The sequence below is a fragment of the Anaeromassilibacillus sp. Marseille-P3371 genome, assembly GCF_900169665.1.
GTDB lineage: Bacteria > Bacillota > Clostridia > Oscillospirales > Acutalibacteraceae > Anaeromassilibacillus.
Window position 1 is genome coordinate 759,397 of the sequence record NZ_LT835157.1, and the last position, 25,687, is coordinate 785,083.

The 25,687-nt window shown below is 48.1% G+C and carries 22 protein-coding genes; 8 read left to right on the top strand and 14 right to left on the bottom strand.

The annotated features are described in order from the left end of the window. The first annotated feature begins 25 nt into the window (after nucleotides 1-25). Entirely contained in the window at nucleotides 26-670 is a 645-nt protein-coding gene (locus tag B9Y59_RS02260) for a tetratricopeptide repeat protein (protein WP_054323493.1), read from the top strand. A gap of 740 nt (nucleotides 671-1,410) precedes the next feature. Here B9Y59_RS02260 and trpS read toward each other — a convergent pair. Next, on the bottom strand, nucleotides 1,411-2,418 hold the full coding sequence (gene trpS / locus B9Y59_RS02265; RefSeq protein WP_085531564.1) for a tryptophan--tRNA ligase: 1,008 nt from the start codon (nucleotides 2,416-2,418) through the stop codon (nucleotides 1,411-1,413). Nucleotides 2,419-2,430: 12 nt separating this feature from the next. Then, nucleotides 2,431-3,621: an aminotransferase-like domain-containing protein gene (locus tag B9Y59_RS02270; protein WP_054323584.1), complete on the bottom strand. Its 1,191-nt coding sequence runs from the start codon at nucleotides 3,619-3,621 to the stop codon at nucleotides 2,431-2,433. A 1,115-nt stretch (nucleotides 3,622-4,736) separates the two neighbouring features. On the opposite strand from B9Y59_RS02270, the gene B9Y59_RS02280 reads away from it, so the two are divergent. Then, nucleotides 4,737-7,151 carry a SpoIIE family protein phosphatase gene (locus tag B9Y59_RS02280; protein ID WP_085531568.1) on the top strand — a complete coding sequence of 805 codons (2,415 nt, stop codon included), beginning with the start codon at nucleotides 4,737-4,739 and terminating at the stop codon, nucleotides 7,149-7,151. Nucleotides 7,152-7,250: 99 nt separating this feature from the next. On the opposite strand, the gene B9Y59_RS02285 is transcribed toward B9Y59_RS02280, so the two are convergent. Next, nucleotides 7,251-7,538, bottom strand: coding sequence for a hypothetical protein (locus tag B9Y59_RS02285; protein ID WP_143255212.1), 288 nt, complete (start codon nucleotides 7,536-7,538; stop codon nucleotides 7,251-7,253). A gap of 88 nt (nucleotides 7,539-7,626) precedes the next feature. Here B9Y59_RS02285 and B9Y59_RS02290 point away from each other — a divergent pair, with 88 nt between their 5' ends. After that, on the top strand, nucleotides 7,627-9,462 hold the full coding sequence (locus B9Y59_RS02290; RefSeq protein WP_242967190.1) for a SpoIIE family protein phosphatase: 1,836 nt from the start codon (nucleotides 7,627-7,629) through the stop codon (nucleotides 9,460-9,462). A gap of 99 nt (nucleotides 9,463-9,561) precedes the next feature. Here B9Y59_RS02290 and B9Y59_RS02295 read toward each other — a convergent pair whose 3' ends face one another. The 4 genes from B9Y59_RS02295 to B9Y59_RS02310 all read right to left on the bottom strand — a co-directional run bounded on the left by B9Y59_RS02295 (nucleotide 9,562) and on the right by B9Y59_RS02310 (nucleotide 14,343). Then, nucleotides 9,562-10,221, bottom strand: a complete 660-nt coding sequence (locus B9Y59_RS02295) for a TatD family nuclease-associated radical SAM protein (RefSeq protein WP_054323496.1) — start codon at nucleotides 10,219-10,221, stop codon at nucleotides 9,562-9,564. After that, nucleotides 10,218-11,006, bottom strand: a complete 789-nt coding sequence (locus B9Y59_RS02300) for a TatD family hydrolase (protein WP_085531572.1) — start codon at nucleotides 11,004-11,006, stop codon at nucleotides 10,218-10,220. Before B9Y59_RS02300 ends, B9Y59_RS02295 begins: the two co-directional genes overlap by 4 nt. Nucleotides 11,007-11,015: 9 nt before the next feature. Next, nucleotides 11,016-12,947, bottom strand: a complete 1,932-nt coding sequence (gene metG / locus B9Y59_RS02305; RefSeq protein ID WP_054323497.1) for a methionine--tRNA ligase — start codon at nucleotides 12,945-12,947, stop codon at nucleotides 11,016-11,018. 268 nt (nucleotides 12,948-13,215) lie between these two features. Further along, nucleotides 13,216-14,343 (bottom strand): LCP family protein, encoded by a 1,128-nt coding sequence (locus B9Y59_RS02310; protein ID WP_082402111.1) that lies wholly within the window; start codon nucleotides 14,341-14,343, stop codon nucleotides 13,216-13,218. A gap of 418 nt (nucleotides 14,344-14,761) precedes the next feature. Here B9Y59_RS02310 and B9Y59_RS02315 point away from each other — a divergent pair, with 418 nt between their 5' ends. Beyond that, a complete protein-coding gene (locus B9Y59_RS02315; protein ID WP_054323498.1) occupies nucleotides 14,762-14,986 on the top strand; it encodes a heavy-metal-associated domain-containing protein in 225 nt (74 codons plus the stop codon). Between the two features lie 76 nt (nucleotides 14,987-15,062). Here B9Y59_RS02315 and eutH read toward each other — a convergent pair whose 3' ends face one another. Both eutH and B9Y59_RS02325 read right to left on the bottom strand, forming a co-directional pair. Continuing rightward, nucleotides 15,063-16,148 (bottom strand): ethanolamine utilization protein EutH, encoded by a 1,086-nt coding sequence (eutH, locus tag B9Y59_RS02320; protein WP_085531574.1) that lies wholly within the window; start codon nucleotides 16,146-16,148, stop codon nucleotides 15,063-15,065. 4 nt (nucleotides 16,149-16,152) lie between these two features. Continuing rightward, nucleotides 16,153-17,943, bottom strand: a complete 1,791-nt coding sequence (locus B9Y59_RS02325; protein WP_085531576.1) for a M24 family metallopeptidase — start codon at nucleotides 17,941-17,943, stop codon at nucleotides 16,153-16,155. A gap of 682 nt (nucleotides 17,944-18,625) precedes the next feature. Between B9Y59_RS02325 and B9Y59_RS02330 the strand changes: the two genes are divergently transcribed. The 3 genes from B9Y59_RS02330 to B9Y59_RS02340 all read left to right on the top strand — a co-directional run bounded on the left by B9Y59_RS02330 (nucleotide 18,626) and on the right by B9Y59_RS02340 (nucleotide 20,257). Further along, nucleotides 18,626-18,829 carry a YlcI/YnfO family protein gene (locus B9Y59_RS02330; protein WP_054323502.1) on the top strand — a complete coding sequence of 68 codons (204 nt, stop codon included), beginning with the start codon at nucleotides 18,626-18,628 and terminating at the stop codon, nucleotides 18,827-18,829. An 89-nt stretch (nucleotides 18,830-18,918) separates the two neighbouring features. After that, nucleotides 18,919-19,107, top strand: coding sequence for a YlcI/YnfO family protein (locus tag B9Y59_RS02335; protein WP_085531578.1), 189 nt, complete (start codon nucleotides 18,919-18,921; stop codon nucleotides 19,105-19,107). Between the two features lie 415 nt (nucleotides 19,108-19,522). Continuing rightward, nucleotides 19,523-20,257, top strand: coding sequence for a hypothetical protein (locus B9Y59_RS02340; RefSeq protein ID WP_085531580.1), 735 nt, complete (start codon nucleotides 19,523-19,525; stop codon nucleotides 20,255-20,257). A gap of 230 nt (nucleotides 20,258-20,487) precedes the next feature. Here the strand turns inward: B9Y59_RS02340 and B9Y59_RS02345 are convergent, their stop codons facing one another. The 5 genes from B9Y59_RS02345 to B9Y59_RS02365 form a co-directional block, all read right to left on the bottom strand. Beyond that, a complete protein-coding gene (locus B9Y59_RS02345; protein WP_085531582.1) occupies nucleotides 20,488-20,916 on the bottom strand; it encodes a hypothetical protein in 429 nt (142 codons plus the stop codon). 39 nt (nucleotides 20,917-20,955) lie between these two features. After that, the gene (locus B9Y59_RS16705; protein WP_082402123.1) at nucleotides 20,956-21,168 is read right to left on the bottom strand and encodes an amidase domain-containing protein; all 213 of its coding nucleotides are present in this window, start codon (nucleotides 21,166-21,168) and stop codon (nucleotides 20,956-20,958) included. 398 nt (nucleotides 21,169-21,566) lie between these two features. Next, a complete protein-coding gene (locus B9Y59_RS02355; protein ID WP_015536407.1) occupies nucleotides 21,567-22,760 on the bottom strand; it encodes a site-specific integrase in 1,194 nt (397 codons plus the stop codon). 78 nt (nucleotides 22,761-22,838) lie between these two features. After that, a complete protein-coding gene (locus tag B9Y59_RS02360; protein WP_002610247.1) occupies nucleotides 22,839-23,042 on the bottom strand; it encodes an excisionase in 204 nt (67 codons plus the stop codon). Beyond that, nucleotides 23,042-24,103, bottom strand: a complete 1,062-nt coding sequence (locus tag B9Y59_RS02365) for a replication initiation factor domain-containing protein (RefSeq protein WP_278278651.1) — start codon at nucleotides 24,101-24,103, stop codon at nucleotides 23,042-23,044. Before B9Y59_RS02365 ends, B9Y59_RS02360 begins: the two co-directional genes overlap by 1 nt. Nucleotides 24,104-24,598: 495 nt before the next feature. Between B9Y59_RS02365 and B9Y59_RS02370 the strand changes: the two genes are divergently transcribed. Beyond that, nucleotides 24,599-25,270, top strand: a complete 672-nt coding sequence (locus B9Y59_RS02370; protein WP_085531586.1) for a helix-turn-helix domain-containing protein — start codon at nucleotides 24,599-24,601, stop codon at nucleotides 25,268-25,270. Nucleotides 25,271-25,687: the final 417 nt, after the last annotated feature.

A 25,687-nucleotide genomic window follows, 5' to 3' on the forward strand; every position in this document is an offset into this window, starting at 1 on the left:
ATGATTTTTGAAAGAAGGGAATGCCATGCCGAATGGAACCATTCGTCAAACAGAATTGGCTGCTGCACTGTTCCATATGATTGGGGGAACTGTTCCTCATCCATACGAGCGGGAAGCGGAAGCCCGTACACTTGCCGAGCAGTTGGGAGACCGGTCAAAGATCCTACACAAGGTTGTTGAGCTCTGTGGGACGCCCACCACACCCAAGCAGCTTTTTCTTGTGACCCGCGCCTATAGCTTCTTAGGAAATCGATATGCAAAGGAGACGGAGAAAGCAGCTACTGCGTACTTGGCTACAGCGGGGTGGCAAGAGCTGCCGCATCGAACCGTTTATGAAGAAGGAATTCCGGTGAATGGGGCGGCTGCCGGCCGCGCTTGTATTGTGTCCGACTTGGCTGCGGCGGAAGAACATTTGGGAAAGTTGGAAGCAGCCATTTCGCATTATTTGGAGGCATACCGTCTGGAGCCATACCGCGCGATGTATGCCATCAAGGCGGCGGATGGGATGGTAAAGATGGGGCGAAAGGAGGAGGCGCTCACCTTTTTGCGGCAGCAAAAGGAAAACCGCTATTATACGCCGGTTAAATACCGCGATGCACAGGGACAGTGGCGTCACAATGATACCTTCCGGGAATTACTAAACGCCCAGATTTTGAAGTTCGAAAGCTGAAAAGAGTCAACCCCCACCGGCTAAGGAGGGGAGATAAGGAGACTCTATAAGGGGCTATTACTGACAAGCGTCCCAGGGGATGCACGGAACTTTATTCCGCTTACGTCACTTGCCTACAGCCCGTAAACGGGCAATCACCGTTCTAACAGCAATTTTCTATCATCGAAAGATTTTTGTTAGCAGCTTGCTTTGCTCGATGCTTGAAGCGAAAGCTTTTATAGGGTGCCTCCACCGCCTCTGCTGAGGCCCTAACCAATCAAAGAGGGTGTCCCAAAACTACGGATCTTTCGATTCATAGGAAAGGGTATCCTCTTTCTGTTTGAAAAAATATCTGCGTTTCTAAAAAAACGAGGGTATCCAAAAGTCATGAAATGACTTTTGGATACCCTCGTTTTCTATTGTGCATCTGAGCAAAGTGCAAACTTGCAGCTCTATTGGGTAAAGTGGGATCGCTTTCGCTTATAAGTAAAGCGGGAAATAAACAGCAACCTATCCACAACACCATCGGTACATAAGGCGCCCGTTTATAGGCTGTGAGACAGCAAATGAAAATCGAAGAAAACCGTACCTCTTGAGAAGGTTTGCCGGTATGAATCTCTTATCAGAATTTATCAAATCCGTGGCTTTGCCGGGAATGCCCCCTAGGAATCCAAAACTCCCGGACATTTCAGAGAGGATTCCCCCTCCCCAATGGAGGAATAGGCAAAAACCGCCTTAAAAAGCCGTATCCGTCCTGGAGATCATAGAATGTAACCGATTTTTTTCATCACCTTACGCAACGTGCGCTGAGAAATGGCCAATGCCTTTTCTGCACTCGCGCGGTAACACTGCTCCAGATAATCCTTGTTTTTGCTGTAGTCAGCATACCGTTCTTGGATGGGGCGCAAATGCTCTACTACGGCTTCTCCAACAGCCGCCTTGAAATCGCCATAACCCTTGCCCTCGAATTCATGCTCAATCTCTTCGAAGGTCCGGCCAGTCACAGCAGAATAAATACCCATCAGATTGTTTACGCCGTCCTTACCTTCTGCGTAACGCACACAGGCGTCGCTGTCTGTAACTGCACGTTTAAATTTGCGCATGATGTCCTCCGGCTTATCCAACAGTGCAATACAACCATTGGCATTCTCGTCAGACTTACTCATCTTCTTGGTTGGGTCCTGTAAGGACATGACCCGTGCACCATTTTTAGGGATGTATGGGTCCGGAACAACAAAGGTAGGGCTGTACAAACCATTAAAGCGTTCTGCAATGTTGCGGGTCAGCTCCAAATGCTGTTTCTGATCGGCCCCAACCGGGACAAGGTCGGCTTGATAAAGAAGAATGTCTGCCGCCATCAGAGCGGGATAGGTGAACAAGCCCGCATTGATGTTGTCCGCATGCTTGGCGGATTTATCCTTGAACTGTGTCATACGCGAGAGTTCGCCGAACTGTGTATAGCAGTTTAGAATCCATGCCAACTCCGCGTGGGTGTGGACATGGCTCTGCATGAAGAACAGACTTTTGCCCACATCAATTCCACAGGCCAGCAGTAGGGCATAGGCCTCCATAATGTTGCGGCGAAACTTTGCAGGCTCCTGCCGTACGGTGATGGTATGCAGGTCGGCTAGGGCAAAGATACAATCAAATTCATCCTGAAGGGCAACCCAATTTTTCAATGCACCCAGATAATTGCCCAATGTGATGGTGCCGCTGGGCTGAATGGCACTGAATATGACTTTTTTGCGCTCAATCGGTTGATTATCCATGGGAACCCCTCCTTACAGGATGTCCTTGGCGAGCTGGCCAAGAATCTCAATCCCCTTGACCAACTGCTCGTTGGTCGGGGTGGAATAATTAATGCGGAAGCTTTGACAAGGTTCGCTCTCATCGGTCAGGAAAGCGTTGCCTGGAACCACACAGACTTTGCGCAACACCGCTTCCTTACAGAACGCAGGCATATCAACCCCGGCCGGCAGGGTGCACCACAGGAACAGGCCGCCTTCGAACGGGTTGTAAGTGATTTTATTCGGAACCAGACATTCGTCCATCTTACGCAGGGCTAATGCAGATTTCACATCGTAAAGCTCGCGCAGGCGGGCGAGATGTGCCTCATAATCGTACTTGGTCATGAACTCGTGGCAGACGATTTGGCCCCACATAGAGGTATGAACATCTGCACCCTGCTTGCATACCACCAGTTTTTGCAGAAGGGCCTTCGGCGCAATGGCATATCCAACGCGCATACCAGGAGAAATCACCTTGCTGAAGGTACCCGCATAGATCACGATTCCATCCTCATCCATGGATTTGATACATGGAATGGACTCTCCTTTGATGCGGATGTCGCCATAGGGATTGTCCTCCAAAATCAACACCCCGTATTGTTTCGCCAAGGCATAGAGCTGTTTGCGTTTTTCAAAACTCATGGTGATTCCCGAGGGATTCTGGAAATTTGGGATCGTATAGATAAATTTTGCACGAGGTTCTTCTTTGAGGGCGCGTTCCAGCTCGTTCATATCCATGCCGTCGGACTCCATGGGAATACCGCGCAGCCGGGCGTTATAGGAACGGAAGGTATTCAGGGAGCCGATAAAGCTCGGCGCCTCACAGATCACCACATCGCCTTCGTTGCAAAGGGATTTTGTGGTCAGGTCCATCACCTGTTGCGCGCCGGAGGTGATGAGAATATCGTCAAAGTCACGTCCGACTTGATGTTTCTCCTTCATATAAGCGGCCAGATGTTGGCGTAGCGGTAGATACCCTTCGGTCAATCCGTACTGCAAGGCATCCACAGGGTGTTCTGCCATCATGCGGGAAGAAATTTCGGCGATTTCCTTGGCCGGGAAGGCTTCGGGGGCAGGATTGCCAGCGGAGAGGGAAACCACAGTCGGGTCCGCCGCATACTTGAAGATTTCGCGGATCGCAGACGGCTTGAGAGTCTGCACGCGGTCGGAAATTTTGTATTCCATGAAGCAAGTTCCTTTCATTTGATGAATTCCTGTTCAGTTTACCACATTTTACGCATAACGTCCAGCGCATGCCAAGGCGTTTTCCTCCAAGACCAGTATGTGGGAAAGTATCCGCCGGCTTGACGGAAGGTGACCGACAGGGTATCTGGCTAACAGGAAGGGAAGAACGGAACATGGCAGAAAAATTGACGGATAGGGGAAGATGGGGATGGTTTTGCAGAATATGGAAGGAAGCAAAGCAAGACATGATTCCCACACGATATATTTCTGAATCGAAAAGCATTCTCATTGTGAGAAAGGGCTTCTCTAATTTTCATAAAGTCTTTTGCAGGGATGTTTACACATGATTCCGTAAAGGTGACCGACAGGGTATCTGGTTAACAGGAAAGGAAGAACGGAACATGGTAGAAAAATTGACGGATAGGGGAAGATGGGGATGGTTTTGCAGAATAGGAAAGGAAGCGAAGCAAGACATGATTCCCACACGATATATTTCTGAATCGAAAAGCATTCTCATGGTGAGAAAGGGCTTCTCTAATTTTCATAAGGTCTCTTACAGGTATGTTTACGCAAGATTCTGTAACGGTGACCGACAGGGTATCTACCTAACAGGAAGAGAAGAACGGAACATGGCAGAATAATTGACGGATAGGGGAAGATGGGGATGATTTTGCGGAATACGGAAGGAAGGGAAGTAAGACATGATTCCCACACGATATATTTCTGAATTGAAAAGCATTCTCACTGTGAGAAAGGGCTTCTCTAATTTTCATAAGGTCTTTTGCAGGTATGTTTACACACGACTCTGTATAGGGTAGAAAATGAATGCGATTCTACATCAAAAGGTTAGGGACAAAACTCTGGAATCGAGGATTATGCGTCGAAAAACAGAGAAAGCAAAACAAGACGCCGCGCAAAATAACAGATCGTCCGTTTAAAAACTACCTTGGAAGGAAGATACTGCGACGAGAGCTTCCAAAATATTACACTACGTTATGACAAAAGTTTCCATATACTTATTGTATAATGTTCCCGTAAACCCTTTTCGATGGCCTTGATGGATGCCCTCCCCAAAGGGTGGACATGCACAAAATCATAGAAGGAGAGCGATGGGAATGGCAAAGGAAAAAGTGGCAGTACAGGTCCCGGAGGGACAAGCGCCGCCGGTATCCAGTCGGCGTGCAGATCTGGAAAACTGGTTGGCGGCTCTGTTACCAGGTTTCCGAGCTGTTGCGCGGCAGGCGGTGTTCTTTTTGGTTGGGCTGCTCTGTGCGCGCGGTGTTGTATTTGGAAAATATGCGCCCTTTGGAGTGGCCGCCGTGGCGGCCATGCCTTATCACTCTATGTGGAGTACGGTTTTGGGATGCGCAATCGGTTACCTTTTGCCGTCGCAAGTATCGGTGCCTGTCCATTATATCGCTGCGATTCTTGCTGCTGCGGCCATTCGTTGGACGATGAATGATTTAGTTCGTGTGCGGCAGCATCCCATCTTCGCTCCTATGACGGCCTTTTTGCCCATGCTGTGTACAGGGCTGGCGTTGGCATTTGTCAATGGGTCCACCGCCTCTGGCACTGCAATGTATGTGGCGGAATCTTTATTGGCGGGGGGGGCCGCCTATTTTTTAGCACATGCGGGCGCTGCGCTTGGTTCCCGGCGCGGCGTTTCCGGATTAAGCGGACAGGAGATCGCCTGCGTGCTCCTGTCCTTGGGAATTCTCCTGCTGGCTTTTGCCGATCTGACCGTCGGAAGCATATCCATCGGCCACATTGTAGCGGTATTGGGAATCCTCTTTGCAGCACGTTATGGAGGTGTGGCTGGTGGTGGAATCTCTGGAATAGCAGTAGGAACCCTGTTCAGCCTGGCGACGACAGGGCTGAATTATGTATCAGGCGCTTACGCTCTCGGCGGTCTGATGGCAGGAGTCTTTTCTCCAGTCGGACGTTTGGCCTCAGCCGCAGCGTTTGTAGTGGCAAACGGCGTAGCATCCTTACAGGTGGGAAACCAAGCCGCAGTGGTCAGCGGCCTGTATGAAGTGATGGCGGCGTCCATTCTTTATATTGCACTTCCCAAAGAAATCGGCGGCAAATTGGTTGGTTTATTTTCCAGTGGGGACGATCATTCCCGCTCGGATGGTTTACGCCGTTCTGTGATTATGAAGTTAGATTATGCAGCAAAGGCCCTGGGGGGCGTATCCGAATCCGTGGAAGAAGTCAGCCGGAAGCTGGGCGCGGCCTGCGCACCGGACATCAATGGCGTATACAAAAAAGCAATCGACGAAATATGTATGGGTTGTGGTCTGAAGGTCTATTGTTGGGAACGCAACTATGGCGACAGTATGAATGCGTTTAATGATTTGACCTCGCGCCTACGGACACGGGGACGAATCGACCGGTCTGATTTTAGCCCACATTTTGCGACGCACTGTAGCCGCCTGAATGATATGGTGGAATGTGTCAACCGGAACTACGAACAATTTACAGTGCGCCAAGCGGCAGAGGGCCGCGTGGCACAAGTACGGAACATGGTTGCAAATCAATTTACAACGACCAGCCGGATGTTGGAGGATATGGCTAGCGAAATGGAACTTTTTGAACGGTTTGATTTTGCTGCAGCGCAAGGAGTATCCGAGGTTCTGCGCTCCGCTGGCGTTACGCCCATCGAGGTAAGTTGCCGGGTAGATCAGTTCAACCGGATGTCTATTGAGATCGAGGCCATGCAGGTGGAGCGGATGCGCATGAATCGCGGTGCAGTGGTAAAGGAAATTTCCCGCGCATGTGGCCGGTTGTTTGAGACTCCATGTATCAGTACCGCCCAGGGGAAATGCAGAATGCAGATGAGCGAGCGGCCTGTATTCCGCGTACAGACCGGATGCTATCAACATGTATGCGGGGGAGGCCAGTTGTGCGGAGATAGTTATGCATGTTTTAATGACGGAAGCGGACGTCAGGTGGCGTTGATTAGCGACGGCATGGGTTCGGGCGGACGGGCTGCAGTGGATGGCGCGATGGCGAGCGGCATCTTCTCGCAGCTCGTAAAGGCCGGAATCGGGTTCGATACCGCCTTAAAAATTGTCAACTCCGCATTGGTGGTGAAGAGCGGGGACGAATCCCTCGCGACCATTGATGTGGCAGTGTTGGATCTGTTCAGCGGTTGTGTAGAATTGCGCAAAGCAGGGGCGCCGATTACGATTTTACGACAGGGGGGACAAGCCAAACGGATCGACGCGCCCTCGCTTCCCATAGGAATTCTAAACGATGCCCGCTTTGCTAAGATGGATGCCGTACTCGGGGACGGGGACCTGGTGGTTCTGATGAGCGATGGCGCGCTCGCTGCTGGGGATGATTGGCTCTGTGAAGCGGTGGAACAGTGGCAGGGCCTTTCGCCACAGGATTTGGCGGAGGAACTGGTGGCAGAAGCGGTGGCAAGGCGATCCGATGGGCATGACGATGATGTAACCGTTTTGGTACTGCGCATGACCATGCCTCAGCCACTCCCAAAGGAGGAGAAGGAAGAGGAGAAGGCCGGATAAAGGCCCAACAAAAAATGCTGTAGGAGAGTCATACTCCTACAGCATTTTCATGTTTCCAATGAGAAAGGGTCAACCTATGAACCCGACCGATGGTATCTTCTATGAGATTTGTGGGTCTGGTTTTTTGGCCTCTTCTTCATAAGTTGTGATATATCGCCGCACCCGGAAATGAGCGCCGGTCTGTCTACAGAGCGCCTCACAGGCAGAGAGCTCTTCTTTTGGTGTTCCGTTATCCACTACCGTCATATCGACCTCCGGAACGTACTGGACCACTTCCTTTGTGAATTTTAAGATCGCAGGAAGTGCCTCCAGGCCATATTTAGGATGGCAAAGCGCCACATACCCCTCCGGCGTGGACGCGTTTAGGCTGACAGAGATCGTATCCACCAGCCCCTGGAAAGAGCTTGCCGTATTCCGGCCGTTGATGAGATNCCGGCGCGGCGTTTCCGGATTAAGCGGACAGGAGATCGCCTGCGTGCTCCTGTCCTTGGGAATTCTCCTGCTGGCTTTTGCCGATCTGACCGTCGGAAGCATATCCATCGGCCACATTGTAGCGGTATTGGGAATCCTCTTTGCAGCACGTTATGGAGGTGTGGCTGGTGGTGGAATCTCTGGAATAGCAGTAGGAACCCTGTTCAGCCTGGCGACGACAGGGCTGAATTATGTATCAGGCGCTTACGCTCTCGGCGGTCTGATGGCAGGAGTCTTTTCTCCAGTCGGACGTTTGGCCTCAGCCGCAGCGTTTGTAGTGGCAAACGGCGTAGCATCCTTACAGGTGGGAAACCAAGCCGCAGTGGTCAGCGGCCTGTATGAAGTGATGGCGGCGTCCATTCTTTATATTGCACTTCCCAAAGAAATCGGCGGCAAATTGGTTGGTTTATTTTCCAGTGGGGACGATCATTCCCGCTCGGATGGTTTACGCCGTTCTGTGATTATGAAGTTAGATTATGCAGCAAAGGCCCTGGGGGGCGTATCCGAATCCGTGGAAGAAGTCAGCCGGAAGCTGGGCGCGGCCTGCGCACCGGACATCAATGGCGTATACAAAAAAGCAATCGACGAAATATGTATGGGTTGTGGTCTGAAGGTCTATTGTTGGGAACGCAACTATGGCGACAGTATGAATGCGTTTAATGATTTGACCTCGCGCCTACGGACACGGGGACGAATCGACCGGTCTGATTTTAGCCCACATTTTGCGACGCACTGTAGCCGCCTGAATGATATGGTGGAATGTGTCAACCGGAACTACGAACAATTTACAGTGCGCCAAGCGGCAGAGGGCCGCGTGGCACAAGTACGGAACATGGTTGCAAATCAATTTACAACGACCAGCCGGATGTTGGAGGATATGGCTAGCGAAATGGAACTTTTTGAACGGTTTGATTTTGCTGCAGCGCAAGGAGTATCCGAGGTTCTGCGCTCCGCTGGCGTTACGCCCATCGAGGTAAGTTGCCGGGTAGATCAGTTCAACCGGATGTCTATTGAGATCGAGGCCATGCAGGTGGAGCGGATGCGCATGAATCGCGGTGCAGTGGTAAAGGAAATTTCCCGCGCATGTGGCCGGTTGTTTGAGACTCCATGTATCAGTACCGCCCAGGGGAAATGCAGAATGCAGATGAGCGAGCGGCCTGTATTCCGCGTACAGACCGGATGCTATCAACATGTATGCGGGGGAGGCCAGTTGTGCGGAGATAGTTATGCATGTTTTAATGACGGAAGCGGACGTCAGGTGGCGTTGATTAGCGACGGCATGGGTTCGGGCGGACGGGCTGCAGTGGATGGCGCGATGGCGAGCGGCATCTTCTCGCAGCTCGTAAAGGCCGGAATCGGGTTCGATACCGCCTTAAAAATTGTCAACTCCGCATTGGTGGTGAAGAGCGGGGACGAATCCCTCGCGACCATTGATGTGGCAGTGTTGGATCTGTTCAGCGGTTGTGTAGAATTGCGCAAAGCAGGGGCGCCGATTACGATTTTACGACAGGGGGGACAAGCCAAACGGATCGACGCGCCCTCGCTTCCCATAGGAATTCTAAACGATGCCCGCTTTGCTAAGATGGATGCCGTACTCGGGGACGGGGACCTGGTGGTTCTGATGAGCGATGGCGCGCTCGCTGCTGGGGATGATTGGCTCTGTGAAGCGGTGGAACAGTGGCAGGGCCTTTCGCCACAGGATTTGGCGGAGGAACTGGTGGCAGAAGCGGTGGCAAGGCGATCCGATGGGCATGACGATGATGTAACCGTTTTGGTACTGCGCATGACCATGCCTCAGCCACTCCCAAAGGAGGAGAAGGAAGAGGAGAAGGCCGGATAAAGGCCCAACAAAAAATGCTGTAGGAGAGTCATACTCCTACAGCATTTTCATGTTTCCAATGAGAAAGGGTCAACCTATGAACCCGACCGATGGTATCTTCTATGAGATTTGTGGGTCTGGTTTTTTGGCCTCTTCTTCATAAGTTGTGATATATCGCCGCACCCGGAAATGAGCGCCGGTCTGTCTACAGAGCGCCTCACAGGCAGAGAGCTCTTCTTTTGGTGTTCCGTTATCCACTACCGTCATATCGACCTCCGGAACGTACTGGACCACTTCCTTTGTGAATTTTAAGATCGCAGGAAGTGCCTCCAGGCCATATTTAGGATGGCAAAGCGCCACATACCCCTCCGGCGTGGACGCGTTTAGGCTGACAGAGATCGTATCCACCAGCCCCTGGAAAGAGCTTGCCGTATTCCGGCCGTTGATGAGATCGGACAATCCATTGGTGTTGACCCGGATGGGTATATCCCGCAGGGCACGAACCTTTTTGCAAACCCATAACAGATCGTCCAGGCGGCAAGTGGGTTCGCCATACCCGCAAAAGACCAACTCTCGATATTGGCTCAAGTCATAGTGGGATAACGCAACCATGATTTCCGTCTGCGTAGGCTCCCGGTCCAGCCAAAGATTATCCCCGGAACCGACGCTTTTGCTGTGCGTTCGGATGCAGAAATCACAGGCGCATGGGCAACGATTTGTGATATTCAAATATAGGGTGTGTCCAAGCACATATGCGACATTACGGTCCAGATCGCTCATGTGGATGCCTCCTCCAACGGGATTCCAAATAGCTTTGCGGCGTTGCGCTGGGTTGCCTTTAGAAGTACTTCCACGGGGATTCCACGGATTTCCGCAATGCGTTCTGCAGTTTTTGCAATCATAGAAGAATCACAACGCTTTCCGCGAAAAGGAACGGGCGCCATGTAAGGGGCGTCGGTCTCCAGCAAAAGATGCTCCAACGGAACATCCGCTGCCACCTCCACAGGTACACGTGCGTTTTTAAAGGTAACCGCCCCTCCAAGGCCGATATACATGCCGAGCCGGACAACCTCCCGCGCCATTTCTACACTGCCAGAAAAGCAGTGCACGACCCCTTTCGGGCGGTACTTTTGCAGGAGCTCCATGGTGTCCCCATGCGCATCACGGTCGTGTACAATCACTGGGAGGCCTCTCCGGTTTGCAAGGTCGAGCTGCCGGGCGAACCATTCGCGCTGAATCTCCCGTGGTGCGTTATCTGCAAAGTGGTAATCCAAACCGATCTCTCCTACGGCAACTACTTTTGGGGCATCCAACAGCGCTTCCACTTCGTTAAGTGCCTCCGGAGAGGTATCGTTGATGCATTCGGGATGAATACCCGCAGCTGCATAAATATGGGGATACTGTGCGGCTAACGCGACAGCATCACGGCATCCCTGTAAATCTGCGCCTACGTTGACAATCCGGCAGATACCCTGCGCGGGGAGATTCCGAAGAATCTCCCCGCGGTCTGGATCAAATGCCTCATCATCATAATGCGCGTGCGAATCAAAAATCAAACGGTCCATCGTTCTAAATCAGTGAATCCGGGAACCGGCTGGAATACCATCCACAAAGATTACCCGTACACTGTCCTCCCCATCGTCTGCGGCAAGAATCATGCCTTGGCTTTCTACTCCACAAAGAGTGGCCGGCTTGAGGTTTGCCACCAAAATAACACTGCGGCCGATCAGGTCTTCCGGCTTATACCATGCAGCAATACCAGAAGCAACCACACGCTCCCCTTCGCCGTCGTCCAGTGTAAGTTTTAAGAGTTTCTTTGCGCGCTTGATCGGCTCACAGGCTTTTACCTTTGCTACACGCAATTCCACCTTATCGAATACATCGATCCCGATCTGCGCGAGACCTTCGATATGCTTCTTTTCCGGTTCGCAGGGATTCGGAAGAAGCTTGTTCAACTCTTCGATCTCCTTGTCCACATCGATGCGCGGGAACAGAGTCTCCCCCTTGGTGACGACCGCGGTCGGAGACAACAGGCCCCACTTGGAAGAAGACTCATAAGTGAGGACCTCTGGAATAGCGCCGATCTGCTGTTGAATCTTCGGGGCAGTCTCCGGCATAAAGGGCGCGATCAAAATGGAGATGATGCGCAACGTTTCACAGAGGTTATACAGAACGCTTGCAAGACGCGCACGCTTTGTGGCATCCTTGCCCAATGCCCACGGCATGGTTTCGTCGATATACTTGTTGGCGCGGGCGACCAGCTTCCAGATCTCCGCCAAAGCGTTGGAGAATTGATACCCATCGATCGCGGCGTCGCATTTGCCGCGCAACATGGAGGCCATGGTAATCAGTTCGCCGTCCGGCGCAGAAGCGCAGCGCTCCGGCGGGATCGCACCGCCGAAATATTTTTCCACCATTGCAGTGGTGCGGGACAGAAGATTTCCAAGATCGTTGGCCAGATCGGAATTGATGCGGTTGATGAGCGCCTCATTTGTAAAAACTCCGTCCGCGCCAAAGGGAATTTCCCGCAGAAGGAAGTAACGAATCGCATCCACACCGTACCGGTCACAAAGAATGAGCGGGTCTACGACATTTCCCTTGGACTTGCTCATTTTGGTGCCATCGCCGAAAAGCAACCAGCCGTGTCCGTAAACCTGTTTTGGAAGAGGGAGGTCCAGCGCCATCAACATGGCAGGCCAAATAATGGTGTGGAAACGCACGATTTCCTTCCCCACAAAATGGACGTCAGCCGGCCAAAATTTGCGGTACATCAGATCGTTTCCAGAACCATAGCCAAGTGCTGTGATATAGTTGGTCAACGCATCCAGCCATACATAGACCACATGATCGGGGTCGAAATCCACTGGGATTCCCCAAGAGAAGCTGGTGCGCGTCACACAGAGGTCATCCAGACCCTGCTTAATGAAATTAATCATCTCATTTTTACGGCTCTCCGGCTGGATAAACTCTGGACGTTCTTCATACAGTTTGAGCAGACGGTCGCCATACTCGGAAAGACGGAAGAAATAGGCCTCCTCTTCCGCCCATTTGACCTCGCGCCCGCAGTCCGGGCATTTGCCGTCCTTGAGCTGCGTTTCCGTCCAGAAGGACTCGCAGGGCGTACAATACCATCCTTCATATTTGCCTTTATAGATGGCGCCTTTCTCATACAAAGCGCGGAATATTTTTTGTACAGCGCGCATATGATACGTATCTGTCGTACGGATAAAGCGGTCGTTGCTGATGTTCAAAAGCTTCCAAAGGCTCTGGAACCCTGCAACAATTTTGTCGACATATTCCTTCGGGGTTACCCCCGCTTCCGCCGCTTTGAGTTCGATCTTCTGGCCGTGCTCATCCGTGCCCGTCAGAAACATCACGTCATATCCTTGTAGACGTTTATAGCGTGCAATCGCATCGCTCGCCACGGTGCAATAGCTGTGGCCGATATGCGCCTTGCCGGAGGGATAGTAGATTGGCGTGGTGATATAAAACGTTTTTCTTTCCATGTCATTCGCTCCTACTGTTCAGTCTACACATTTCCCGTGCTATGCCCGGTAACTGTTGAAAAATTGCGCAAAATCGTTTTCCAATTGGTAAACGATTTACACATATAACAATCCTATTATACCATTTTCAATCGGGTTTTCAGTCGCATAAAGAAAAACAGAAAGAATGTGTGCGTTTTTTAACAACAAATATCAATAATAAAAACGCATTGTGAGGAAAAAGAGGTCCCCACAATGCGCATCACGCTTTAAAAGAATTTTTATTGTTCTAAAGATCCAGACTCTCTTGGCCATACAAAAATTCACGCAAAAGCCGGCAATTTTCCGGCAGATCGGGAACCAGCACCATCCCGCTGCCCTGGATTGTCTGATCCTCATAGGTGTCTATATTCGGGACAGCCATGGTTTCCATCTCATAGTTCATGATAGCAGGGGCCATCGCCGCCAAAGCCAACAAATCACCGTCGCTGAGATTGGTTTCTACAAAGGGGAGATAATCGTACATCAATTTGCTGAACTCTACAGGATTGAGTTCCTTCATACGGGAAATCATCGCTTCGACCACCTGTCTCTGGCGGCCGGTACGGCCGAAATCGCTGTCGGTTGCCCGAATCCGCGCATAATATAGCGCCAAACGACCATCTAAATGATTGACGCCTTCATGCAGATTGCTGCCCATGTTTCGGTTCTCTTCTTCCGCCACTTCTGCGGACATATCGATGTCGATTCCACCCATTTTGTCGATAATGGCTTCAAAATTGTCAAAGTTGACCGAAACATATTTATCGATGTTGACGCGGAAATTGTTTTCGATGGTCTGCATGGTCAATGCAGGCCCTCCGTGCGCATAGGCAGCATTTAACTTGGTTTTTCCCACTGTGGGGATTTCGAGGTAAAGGTCCCGCAAAAACGAAACCAATCGAAGTTTCTTTGTCTCATTGTCGATGGAAACCAACATGGTCGTGTCAGACCGGTGGCTGTTTCCATCGTCCCCGTTGTCCGCGCCGATCAGCAGGATATTGGTTACCCCATCCTTGGAGATCACATCCCAAGCAGGAGCAGCTGCGGGCTGCTCAACATATTGGGAGGTATCGACCCCCGGCCGGTTTAAACGATTCATCATTACACCAGCGTATGCAGCGACTCCCAACACCAGTACGAGCATAACGCAAAAGATTGTCGCCAGAATCCGATGTCCACCGCGCTTCTTTTTCCGCCGGCGGCCGGCCTTACGGCTACGTGCGCTTTGTACCGCCGCACGTTTATTGCTGCTGCTGTAAATGTCGCGGTCGACATAATTGTACCGGTCGATTTCTCCTTTATACGTTCGGGGCCCTTTGCTGCTGGAATAAATATCGCGTGAACCGGACCGTGTATTGGTTCTTCGTTTATCCATTTTGTCACTCCTCATCCAATTGAATCTGCTTGTCCCTATTTACAATACAAGGGAAAAGAGCCCTTTCTGACATCCTCGCTTTATTCTATTGCATACAGGGGGGCATGTCAATCATTTATGGACGAGAGGAAGTTCTTTCCTGCGACGGAAATCTGCCTTTTTTGCGCGAATTTTCGTTTAGAATTCAGAATATCGTAACAAATTCAGATGAGTCAATGGGTATAATAGAGAGCCAAGACATTTATTTTTAATAGAGCAGGAGGAAAACGCCATGCGGACAATGGGAAAAAAGGGACATCGTGCCGATATGCGCAAGCTGTTGATCCGGGTTTTGGCCCTGGGGTGTGCGTTATTGATTGCAGGTTCCGCCTTATTGATGGCGTTCCTGTGAGATTGGGGATTGAAAGGAAGGATTGTAATGTCTGGAAAAGGAACAAAGGAAGTCACACTGTCCATTTTGGGAATGCAGTGTGAGCATTGTGCAGCCAATTTGGAGAAGGCGCTTTTGGGGACCGACGGGGTAGAAAAGGCGACTGTGCGTTTTGCAACAAAGTCTGCTCATGTTGCTTATGACGAGTCCAAGATCGATTTATCCGGAATCTCCAACGTGGTGAGCGATGCCGGTTATCAGATAGGCGATTGAGACATGACACACAATAGGATTAGAAAAGTCCCGCCGGGGTTACTCCCGGCGGGACTTTTTTTATCCTTGTGAGGGACTAAGCAGCGCTATCTGGCGTACATTCTTTCGTGAAACGCATCGCCAACAGGATTGCCAGAACCCCTCCTACAAGCTTACAGATCACATAAGCAGCTACAACTTTTCCCACAGAGACGCTGGATACAAAGGCCAGCTGTCCTCCAAAAACAAAAGCCCCCGTAGCGGCGAAGGCCGCATTCGCAACTTTCCCGCGAGGGTCCATCCGGCTGTATAGTGGGAGCATCGAAAGGCTGGTTGCAAAACTGACCAAAAAACCAGCGACTGCATAGCGGTTCATACCGAAACGGCCAGCAAGGGCATCAACTGCTCGGCCGCAGTGCGCCAGCAACAAACCACAAGCGACGGTGGAACCACATACTACGGCGGTACATTTAAAAACAATGGTCGTTGCCTCAAAAAAGAGCTTTTCTGGTACAATGGACCATTCAGGAAGAAATACGCCGGCGGTTACGACACAGAATAGGAGAATCCCCGCTGCCCGTACAAACAACCCCAACCCTGATAAAATCCGGATACAAACGCGCGGAGCGAACCGGAGAGCCAAACACAACAGTAAGCACAGAAAAAGAACTGGCCAAAGGTTGGCGAACAACGAAGCAGGGGGTAATCCGAGGAAGAAGCCTCCGGCTGCCAGCGCTGCAGGCATGGCGACAATCCCCCACAGAATCCCCTGCATAAACCCTTCCAGCTCAAAACTTTGCAAGCTTCCCAACGAGGTGGGAAGTACAAAACTGATTAGGCAACCGAGAAGGGAAGACAACAACAGGCCGGAATAGGCAGCCAAATCGGAAGAAGACGCGAGCTGACTGGCGATGGGGTATCCCCCAAGATCCGGCGCCAGTAGCGCCCCGGCTAAGACGGACGGATCGAAGGGGAGGACCTCCCCCCAGGCGGCAATTCGCTCGGGATGGGAACTCAATGCAGCGACGGCCACACAGTACACTCCGGACATGGAAAGGCAGAGCGGCCCCATTGCCGCAAGGCCGCGGTCGAATTCTCCGGCAATTCCCAGTTTGCCACCGATTATCTTGTCCAGCGCCCCCAGGAACGCAAAGCATAGGAGAATAGCGATCAGGATATTCATACGATTACCGGGAGAGTGGCGCGCAGGCAGCCTTTAGCCATTCCCGTTCATGGTCGTTCAAATGGCTTTCCAGGGATTGATAGACAACCTGATGGAAATTGTTCAACCAGGTGAGTTCGGCGTCGTCCAATAAATCTACTTTCACCGCACGGGTGTCAATGGGGCAATATGTAATCGGTTCAAAGCAGAGGAACCGGCCGTATTCGGTGGTATCCCATACCTTGCAGACCAACTCATTTTCAATGCGAATACCAATTTTGCCTTCTTCGTATACGCCAGGTTCATCCGTGATGGTCATTCCTGGCTGAAAGACGACCTGGTTGGTCGTGCGCAGATTCTGGGGCCCTTCATGGACGCCGCCGACAAAGCCCACCCCGTGGCCGGTGCCACAGCGATAGTCGATTCCATGTTGCCAAAGAGGGCTGCGCGCAATAATGTCCAGGTTGCCGCCCGTGCACCCCTCCAGAAAAATGACCTTGGCGATGTCAATATGGCATTTGAGTACCCAGGTATAATAGGTCTTTTCCTCTTCGGTCGGCTCACCCAGCGCATAGGTGCGCGTGATGTCGGTGGTGCCATCCAGATATTGTCCGCCAGAATCCACCAGAAGGAATCCGTGAGGCTCCAATTTGGCGCAGGTTTCCGGAACCGCATGGTAGTGCATCATGGCAGCGTTTGCGCCATAGGCCGGGATGGTGTCGAAGCTGTCTCCGAGGGAGAGCGGCTGTTCCCGGCGCAAGGTGGAGAGCATGTCCGCCACATCACATTCGGTCAGTGGATCGCCATTTGCCATCTTATCTTCCAACGCCATCTGGAAGCGAACCATCGCAACGCCGTCTTTTACATGGGCATTTTTGATGTTTTCGATCTCCACATCATTCTTGACGCCTTTTAACAATTGAACCGGCTCTTCCCCAGAGAGCAAGGTAACGCATGGATTGGCCTTCCAAGCGCTATACAGGGTGTAGTTTAAGCCGTCGGGCTCATAAAGCGCGGTTACCTTCTGGCCGATGGAAGCGATGGCTTTTTCCACATCTCCATATTCAGCGGTCTCAACGCCTTCTTTGCTCAGGGCTTCCTGCGCCTCCTGTGGCAAGCGGCTCCGGTCGATGAACAATGTAGCGCGCTCAGGGAGAACTAGGCAATAAGCCATCGCAACCGGCGTACAAGCGATGTCATCCGCACGCAAGTTCAGCAGCCAGGCAACGCTGTCCAAGCGGGAAAGCAGAATAGCATTTGCTTCTTTTTTTGCAAGCTGTTCCCGCAGAAGCACCAATTTTTCATGCACAGTTTTTCCAGCATACTTGACGTCCAATAACCAGGCAGGCGTGGCAGGCATCGCCGGGCGGCCTTCCCACAGTTGCGCAACAAAATCAATGTTTCGAATGGATATTTGCTTCTTTGCAAATGCCTTTTGCAGCTTTTCCACTGTGGAAGTGGCGGTCACCATCCCATCTACGCCCATTACGCCGTTTTCCGGCAACATGTCGGTCAACCAGGTGGGAATCTCTGGGGTACCCTTTTGTGCAATGCGCATCAGTTCAATACCGCTGCCGGCAAGTTGACGTTCCGCCTGGATAAAATAGCGGCCGTCCACCCAGAGGGCAGCGTCGGTAGCGGTGACGGCCAATGTACCTACGGAGCCGTTGAAACCGGAAAACCAGCTTCGCGCCTGGTAGCAGTCGGGCAGGTATTCACTCATATGGGGGTCTGAGGATGGAATCAAAAAGCCATCGACTCCGGCCTCCTTCATCGCGGCGCGAAGGGCCGCAATGCGTTCTGGAACTGTTTTCATGGGGAATCCCTCTTTTCATATAAAATACAGTGTAATTGGTTCTATCCATTTTCCCTTCCCCATTCTATCCCCTCACCGTGCATTATGCAAGGGGGGAAATCGAATGGAAAGAGACGTTTCCATGTGGGAAAAAGAGGGCAAAAGAAAAGCCGCCCGAAGGCGGCTAAGGAGGAATAAACAAATGGATCAGGAAGCTGTGTGCTTTTTACGTTTCCGGCCCCGGCGTGGTTTTGGTGTACCTTTCTCATCTTGTTCCGATTCGGCGGTGGGTTCCGGGGGTTGTATACAGGCGGGAAGGTATTCGGGCGGTGTTTTTGTAAGGTCCGTTAGGACGAGGCCGTCCAGGGAGACTTCGAAGAACCACGCGAGTTTTAACAATACGAGAAGGGGCGGCATGGTATGGCCGAGTTCATAGTAGGTATAGGAAGAGCGCTCCACGTTTAACCAGAGTGCAACCTGCCATTGGGAGAAATGAAGGGGGCCTTGCGCAGGAAACGGAGGTTTTGCGAAAGATAGATGAGGGACATCGTGAAGCGCCTCCAAATGATAAAGGATTCATGTCATGCTTATTATAACACAATAATTTTTGTTGCAATACGATTGTAATACTTTTCGCAATGCATACTTTCCATTACTAACGATACATAATATTTGTATTACAATTGTATTGTGAGGTAATTGTATGAGAAATAAATTCAAAATTCCTCATATTCCAGCAACCCCACCAACGACAACAAAATCCATACGATTTCCAAATGAAATGATTGAAGAAGTTGAGGAAGCGATTCGCGGAAAAGATAGCAATTTTTCTGCTTTTGTAGTGGAGGCAGTGCGTGTAGCTTTATTAGATTTGAAAGAAGAAGAAAACTTCACAAATCATAAATGACAAACTCTGTAATACAAATGTAGTACATACTTTTTTCAAAATTTTCTTCATAATTGTTGTGTTACATTTGTATTGCGTGGTGAAATAGGGTGGAGAAGTTTAAGATTCCACATGTTCCTCAAACAACGTTAAAGTCGATACGTTTTCCAAACGATATGATTGAGGAAATTGAGGACGCTATTCAAGGAAAAGAATGTACGTTTTCTGCATTTGTCATTGAAGCGGTTCGAATTGCTTTGCTAAATTTGAAAGAAGATTCCTCGCAATCTGGAGAATAAAATCCCACGGACGATTAAAAAGTCCGTGGGATTTTTATAGTTTAACTATAATTTTGTGAAAGTTGCTTACCTAGAGTTGACATTGCTTAAATTCTAATTTATAATTAATATTAAAGAAGATTAATAAAATTTAGCGCTGTTTATATAAAATTATAGCGTTATTTTCTAAAAGAAAGGTAGGGAACTTCATGAAAAGAAAAACGTTTGGCGTCGTTTTTCCGTTTTGCTTCTTTTGGGAGGTGCGGTTTCACTTTCTCTCACATCCAGTATACCACAAGAAAAACATGGTAGGGAAGAAGAAATCAGCGATAAAGAGATTCAGCAACCGTCATGTGAAGTGCCCAGCGACCGAATAAAAATTACGCCAACATCGGAGCCAGTTCTTTTAGGCAAAACAGGAGAAGCTTCCGGAGAGGTGGCGTATTCGTTTTCGGTGCAGCCTTTGACGGATGGAGTCAAACGGATTTCCTTACTTTCTGGGAACCCAGATGTCAAATTTGTAGAGTATGTCACTTTGCCGAAAGAGGATTATTTAAACAATATAGAAGTGGGTTTTGAGAAAAATCGCGTGCTTCGGCAGAGTATATCTGAGCATCTCTCACCGGATGGGACGACCCCTTGTAATGCGACAAAGTGGTTGGAAACTCCGGTTGAAAAGGAGCTGGCAAAAGGAGAAGAATGGAAAATTGATTTGGAGTTTCCAGTAGAACTTCTCGAGGAAAAAGGCGTCAGGCCGGAAGGCTCGCATGTATGGACAATGGACGGATTTTCCCTTTATGCGTTGTTGACGGATGAAGAGGGACAGCAGGCTTTGCAGGAGATTTGCTTCGCAAAACAGGACAGCAACGCCTTAGAGGTATCTGTTTTCAGCCGGGACTTGAAAGATCTTGCGGAGATTGAAACATCTTCAGAAATCATCACGAAGGAGCTGCACGACTACCGATATATCTATGCCTCCCCGGAAAAGGTAGAACCGGTCTATCATTGTACCCACATGGACACCGCAACCGGAACGGTTTTGGAAGGCGATTTGACGTTGTCGCATACCACACAAATGGGGGATGCAGTTTATGCGTATTATGATGGGACAGTCATGGGCGTTAAAGAAGGAAATGCGTTTTCAGAGTTTCCATATGGAGAAAGCGTATAATCTCTACTTTATAGAGGCTGCTTTAGAAAGCGTTGTGTAATTGTGTATAAAAAGAGGGTATCCCAAAAGTCATGAAAAGACGGAAGGATACCCTCTTTTTTTAGAAACTCAAATATTTTCCAGACAGAAAGAGGACGCCCTTTTCCTATGAATCCAACAATTCGTAGTTTTGGGACGTCCTCTTTTGAGCTTATAGATGCTAGGCGGTGGTTGTGAGAAACGGGGCAGCCTTAGGGATTTGGAAAGCTGTTTTCATAGAAGTCCAAAAAAATGGACACTCGCATACATTCCTCCCGCAAAGTTTCATCCTCTGTGGGAATCTGCGCGCCATAGTTTTTGTATGGTTCCCAATTTGAAGGGGTGAAGGGTTCCAAATCGAATTGTCCCTGAATGGCAGCGATACCCGTCTGAAAATCCATGGCGGCTTCCGCAAAGGCATCGTCCGGGTATTCAAAGACCGGCATACCTTTGGAATTGATTCCCATTGCGTAGGCAGGTTTTCCCATGAGAAAATCGGGAACTTGCTCTTCAGAAACCGGACCTATCACATTGCCATAGAGATTCTCCATCCGGTTTTGATGAAAAAACCAGGCGAGCACGGCGACGGCCATTATAAAGACACATGTAATAAAAATAGAAGACTTCCGATGTTTTTTCATAGGGATTAGACTATCCTATAATTGCATAAGGGATATACCCTAAATATTCCCATCCGTTATCTGAACTACTGACCCTTCGTTGTAATCGGATGAGTGTTGGGCAACTTTAAAGTCTGTATATCCGCTGCTAGTTTTACTGCCAATAGCCGTTACAAAGGCACAATGTCCCCAATCACCGTCATTGCCCGCATCATAGGCAATAAAGTCGCCTTTTCGAACTCTATAAGTAGCTAGGAAAATGGCATTAGATATTTTTTATAGATAACATTATACGTATTAGATTTTCACGAACTACGCTATTCTAGACTTGTACATTGGAAAACATCAACTTTAATTTAAATTATATTGATTGATTAAAAACGCTTTTGGCTCTTACAAGATATATCGGACAATAAAAGTCTATTTAGAATTACTTATTAAAAGAATAATAAAAATATTCATAAATGTCAATAATTAAAATAAAATTGATACATTATTTTTATTAAATTATATATATCTTTTTAACTATCTTTTTATATCTTCTTAAATGTCCGCAAAGCCTTATTTTATCGGCTCTACGGGCATTTTGCTTTTGTGGTAAACCTCACATATCTAGGTCTATCTTCTTATATTTTCGCTATCAAGCGTGGTTAAAATCGTGGTAAATACTTCTATGCGATTAAACGCTGAACCTCTGATTTTGCAGTATCTATGGACGCATGAGCATACCAGTTCATTGTGATACTGATATTTGAATGTCCCATGATATACTGTAAATCTTTCGGGTTCATGTTCTTGCTTGCCAATCTTGTGCAGAATGTATGGCGTAGCGTATGCGGTGTGATATGTGGCAAAGGGTTATCCTTATGGTGCTTGTTGTATTTCTTTACCATACGGACAAAAAGCATATTGTAATCAATCGCAACTTTGGGCTTGCCTTTCTGATTGACAAATAGGAAGTTGCCCCGTCCATCTATCACAAATGGTTCTGCCTTTGGGCGTTTCTTCATAACCCGTTGAAATGCTTGTATCGTTTCCTTGCTTAATGGCACTTGCCTTGTTCCGCTTTTTGTCTTAGGCGTTTCAATATAATAACCTTGTTCCTTGCTCTTTAGTAACTGGTGGTCGATAACTACAACCTCATGGATAAAATCAACGTCCATGATTGTCAGTCCGCACAGTTCCGAGATACGAAGTCCTGTCTTTAACAGTATCAGCACATCATCATAATACTTGTGATACACATTGTCCGTCTTGATGAATGAGAGTAGGGCTAGTTCCTGTTCCTCTGTCAATGCGACTTTCTCTTTGGTATCATTTTCTAGGACTTCACTCAACTTGAAATCAAAAGGGTTTTTCCTTACACAATCGTCTTGTATGGCGATATAGAATGACGCTTTTAACGAGCGTTTATGGTTGTTAATGGTGTTATAGGAAAAGCCTTTGTCTTTCATGCGTAACGCCCATTCCTTAGCGTCAGAGGGTTTTATCGTATCAATGCTCCTAGCACCTAACTTGTCCTCTTTCAATAACCGCATGAGCTGTTCCCGTTGTTTCTGTGTGCTTTTCTTCACGTTTGCCCTCTGTGCGTTCTGTTTGGCGTAGAGTTGGCAAAGCGTCATTTTCTTGCCTGTGCTGTCGATACCGTCCTCAATATCCCGTCTTATCTGCTGTTCCAGTTCACGAAGTGAGGGTTTTTCCCGTTTTCCCTTTGGTGTCGGGTCTGTGGGTGTCAATCTCCAAGCATACACATATTTTGTGTTTCCAAATGCGTCCACATATTTATATAAGTATTTTCCGTCTGTTCGTTGGCTCTCTCCAGTATGCAAGATACGTCCTTTGCTATCCCGTCTTTTTTCTTTCATGGTGTCTGCTCCTTTCCTTATTGGAAAGAGCCTTGATATGACTTGTGTTTATCATAACACATACAAGGCTCATTTGCATTAGATTGCGTCCAATTTGTCAATGACCTTTTCAAACTGTCGGCGTTTAATCTGTATGCGGTTGCCATTCATAATGAGCCAGCCAGCGTCCTTGTTTTCCTCTGCCAAGCGTCTTAACTTGTTTTCTCCGATACGGAAATACTTTGACGCTTCTTCAATGGTAAGGGTGTATTTTTCCCATACGGGAATATCGTTGTTGTTCATCAGATACCCCCTTTCCCATGTTTCGTGTCATACTGGATATAGGGGATAAGGTCGGTGCGGTTTATCCTCTGTAAATGGGCGGTTAATTTACTGGAAAGGGAATTGCTGTATCTTGCCCTATCAAGCATAGTTCCTACTTTTTCCAGTCCACCTAATGCGTCATGTTCTTCTAAGAAATAAAAACTTTTGACAGCGGAAATCACGCCACCCTCTGTGAGCCATTGCTGTGTTTCCTCAAGGGAATTATGCTGTTTTGGTACTTGCAGTTCCAAGACTTCCACAGCCCCCAAAAAGCGTTCCCAAAATCGACACATTTTCCATCTGCTTTTATTACTTTCGTTTCTGTTTGGTACGACAAAGCGTAGGTTGTTTGCCAGCAGTCCGAAAGCCAGTTCCCCAAGTTCCAGCGGTCTGTCTTTGAATGTCATGGCAAAAACATGAGCCTTATCATCACGCAGTTGCATTTCTGTCCGTTTCCAACTGCCAACTTCATCAAGTGTCTTATTATGTTTTGAACAGACTTCCTTATCCTTATCATAAAAGCGGTAGGACAATCCCGATTTTCCAGCACCGATATAAACGGTCTTTGCAGTGTCGAAATCATCAAACTTGCTTTCGTCAAAGTGGTAGCCCTCACTATTCGAGATAAATTCCTCTTTTTCACATTTCTTCTTTATCTGCTCTATGGTAAAGAATGGCTTTTCGTTCCTATCATCAATGGCAATATCAAGTCTTGTGAAATGGAAGTTATCCAGTCCGTATCTTCGCTCACAGCGTCGGAACATATCCCCAAAGGTATAATTCCTACTGTCGAGAATACGGAAAATATCATCACAACCTCTGCCAGTCATAACAAGATAACAGCCTAGCCCTTGTGGATTGTCCTCTGTCTTTCTTGCGTCCCCCGATACATAAATATCTCCAATCTGCCAGCGTGCCTGATAGGTCTTGAATTTAACGCTTGCCGGATAGACATTGAAAATGTCAGTCGGTAAACCTAAAATGTGCATGATAACATCTTCTGCGGTTGCAGTATCAAATACAATGCTGATGTAATCAATCTTAACGGATAAATTTTTGTGTGTAGTTATAGTGCATTACTCCTTTCGTACTTCCCGTTTTTTTGCGAGGTAAAAATCGTGTTTTTTCCTTTATTTATCACAGTTTCTAGGTACTATGACATGTATGCGCAGGGCGGTGTTACATATACGCCCTTTACGAACGCCTAAAGGCGTTCCCTTTCTTCCTGTGTCTGCCCCGTTCTTAACGCTCACGAGCCTTGTAAGGCTCGTGGCTAAACGGAACAGCCCAGTCAGAAATCCGATTTTCAGTCTGATAGTCCATGCCTATTCATGCTATCAAAGTGAAAATATCTATTCTATATGCTTACTCAAGCGTGTGATTGACCCTAGCGTGCTTAATCGCTCTATCTAACACGATAATAACGCCATTAGAATTACTTGTCAAGAAGTTTTTGTTGACTTTTGGATATAGATTAAGTATGATATGCTTATAAACGTCAAAAAAAGCAACGAAAGGAGCGGTTATACTAAGTTATGGAGCATTATGAAAAGAAAATCAGTTTCTTAGGAGAGAACATACAAACCATAAGAAAATACAGAGGAATGAAACAACAGGAACTTGCGGACAAAATCGGTATCAATATGCAGAGCCTTTCCAAGATTGAACGAGGTGTGAATTATCCTACCTTTGATACATTGGAAAAGATAATGGACGTGCTGGGAGTAACACCGAATGAATTATTGTCGGGGGAATGGAAATATATTGACCACACCGAGCCATATATCATGGACGTTATCAAACGAGAACAGGATTTTAATGTTTCCTTAGATTATTTGTCTGAAAATGAATTTTTCAATGACGAAAAAGAATGTAGATTTTACATGGAAACTACATTGATTAGATACATTAGCAATTATCTTTCTAGTGAGGTAGTAGAGTTGGAAGAACTTATGGAAATCAAGCAGTTGATACAGCGTCAGAAATTGGAACGCATGATGAAAGTACATAAGGAAATGCGAGGGTTAGACCGATACAGAGAACAGCCCAAAGAGTATAAATATCACGACCCTTATGATGATTGGATATTCCGTCAGCTTGCAGATATAGACAACAGAAACAACATTCCCAACACTTCGCCACAATTAGATTTTAATGAAACGGACTATGAAGATTATCTAAAAGAGAAATGGAATAGAGGACTTTAATTTTCCTCTTGCATGAAAGATACAGCAAACAAAAAGCCCAATCAAGAGTGCAAAGCACCACCAATGGTGGTAAGGCTCTTTACAGGGTTCTTTCTTTTCTGTGGTGGGTAATCAAGCGAAAAATGAAGAAGTGTTTTGTCATGCTTTATATTTTTATCCCGACTTTGATAATTCAGATTGTGAAAATGATTAAATACAGAAAAGCTAAATAACACGATTTATATTAGCATCACTTTAATGATAAATTAGTTAGAGTGGTGCCTTATTTTTTTCTCTGTACAATCACTTAAATAGGTGCTATAGTAATGGGTAGATAGTATTCGAACAGAAACTATACCACATATTTTTTATTTTTAAACCATGAGGATTATATCAGTTTGAACGAGACCTCATCCATGCAGATTTTCATGATTGTCA

Excerpts from the sequence above, each read along its gene's own strand:
- B9Y59_RS02260 (WP_054323493.1), top strand. The coding sequence starts at position 26 with ATGCCGAATGGAACCATTCGTCAAACAGAATTGGCTGCTGCACTGTTC.
- trpS (WP_085531564.1), bottom strand. The coding sequence starts at position 2,418 with ATGGATAATCAACCGATTGAGCGCAAAAAAGTCATATTCAGTGCCATT.
- B9Y59_RS02270 (WP_054323584.1), bottom strand. The coding sequence starts at position 3,621 with ATGGAATACAAAATTTCCGACCGCGTGCAGACTCTCAAGCCGTCTGCG.
- B9Y59_RS02280 (WP_085531568.1), top strand. The coding sequence starts at position 4,737 with ATGGCAAAGGAAAAAGTGGCAGTACAGGTCCCGGAGGGACAAGCGCCG.
- B9Y59_RS02295 (WP_054323496.1), bottom strand. The coding sequence starts at position 10,221 with ATGAGCGATCTGGACCGTAATGTCGCATATGTGCTTGGACACACCCTA.
- B9Y59_RS02300 (WP_085531572.1), bottom strand. The coding sequence starts at position 11,006 with ATGGACCGTTTGATTTTTGATTCGCACGCGCATTATGATGATGAGGCA.
- metG (WP_054323497.1), bottom strand. The coding sequence starts at position 12,947 with ATGGAAAGAAAAACGTTTTATATCACCACGCCAATCTACTATCCCTCC.
- B9Y59_RS02310 (WP_082402111.1), bottom strand. The coding sequence starts at position 14,343 with ATGGATAAACGAAGAACCAATACACGGTCCGGTTCACGCGATATTTAT.
- B9Y59_RS02315 (WP_054323498.1), top strand. The coding sequence starts at position 14,762 with ATGTCTGGAAAAGGAACAAAGGAAGTCACACTGTCCATTTTGGGAATG.
- eutH (WP_085531574.1), bottom strand. The coding sequence starts at position 16,148 with ATGAATATCCTGATCGCTATTCTCCTATGCTTTGCGTTCCTGGGGGCG.
- B9Y59_RS02325 (WP_085531576.1), bottom strand. The coding sequence starts at position 17,943 with ATGAAAACAGTTCCAGAACGCATTGCGGCCCTTCGCGCCGCGATGAAG.
- B9Y59_RS02330 (WP_054323502.1), top strand. The coding sequence starts at position 18,626 with ATGAGAAATAAATTCAAAATTCCTCATATTCCAGCAACCCCACCAACG.
- B9Y59_RS02345 (WP_085531582.1), bottom strand. The coding sequence starts at position 20,916 with ATGAAAAAACATCGGAAGTCTTCTATTTTTATTACATGTGTCTTTATA.
- B9Y59_RS02355 (WP_015536407.1), bottom strand. The coding sequence starts at position 22,760 with ATGAAAGAAAAAAGACGGGATAGCAAAGGACGTATCTTGCATACTGGA.
- B9Y59_RS02360 (WP_002610247.1), bottom strand. The coding sequence starts at position 23,042 with ATGAACAACAACGATATTCCCGTATGGGAAAAATACACCCTTACCATT.
- B9Y59_RS02370 (WP_085531586.1), top strand. The coding sequence starts at position 24,599 with ATGGAGCATTATGAAAAGAAAATCAGTTTCTTAGGAGAGAACATACAA.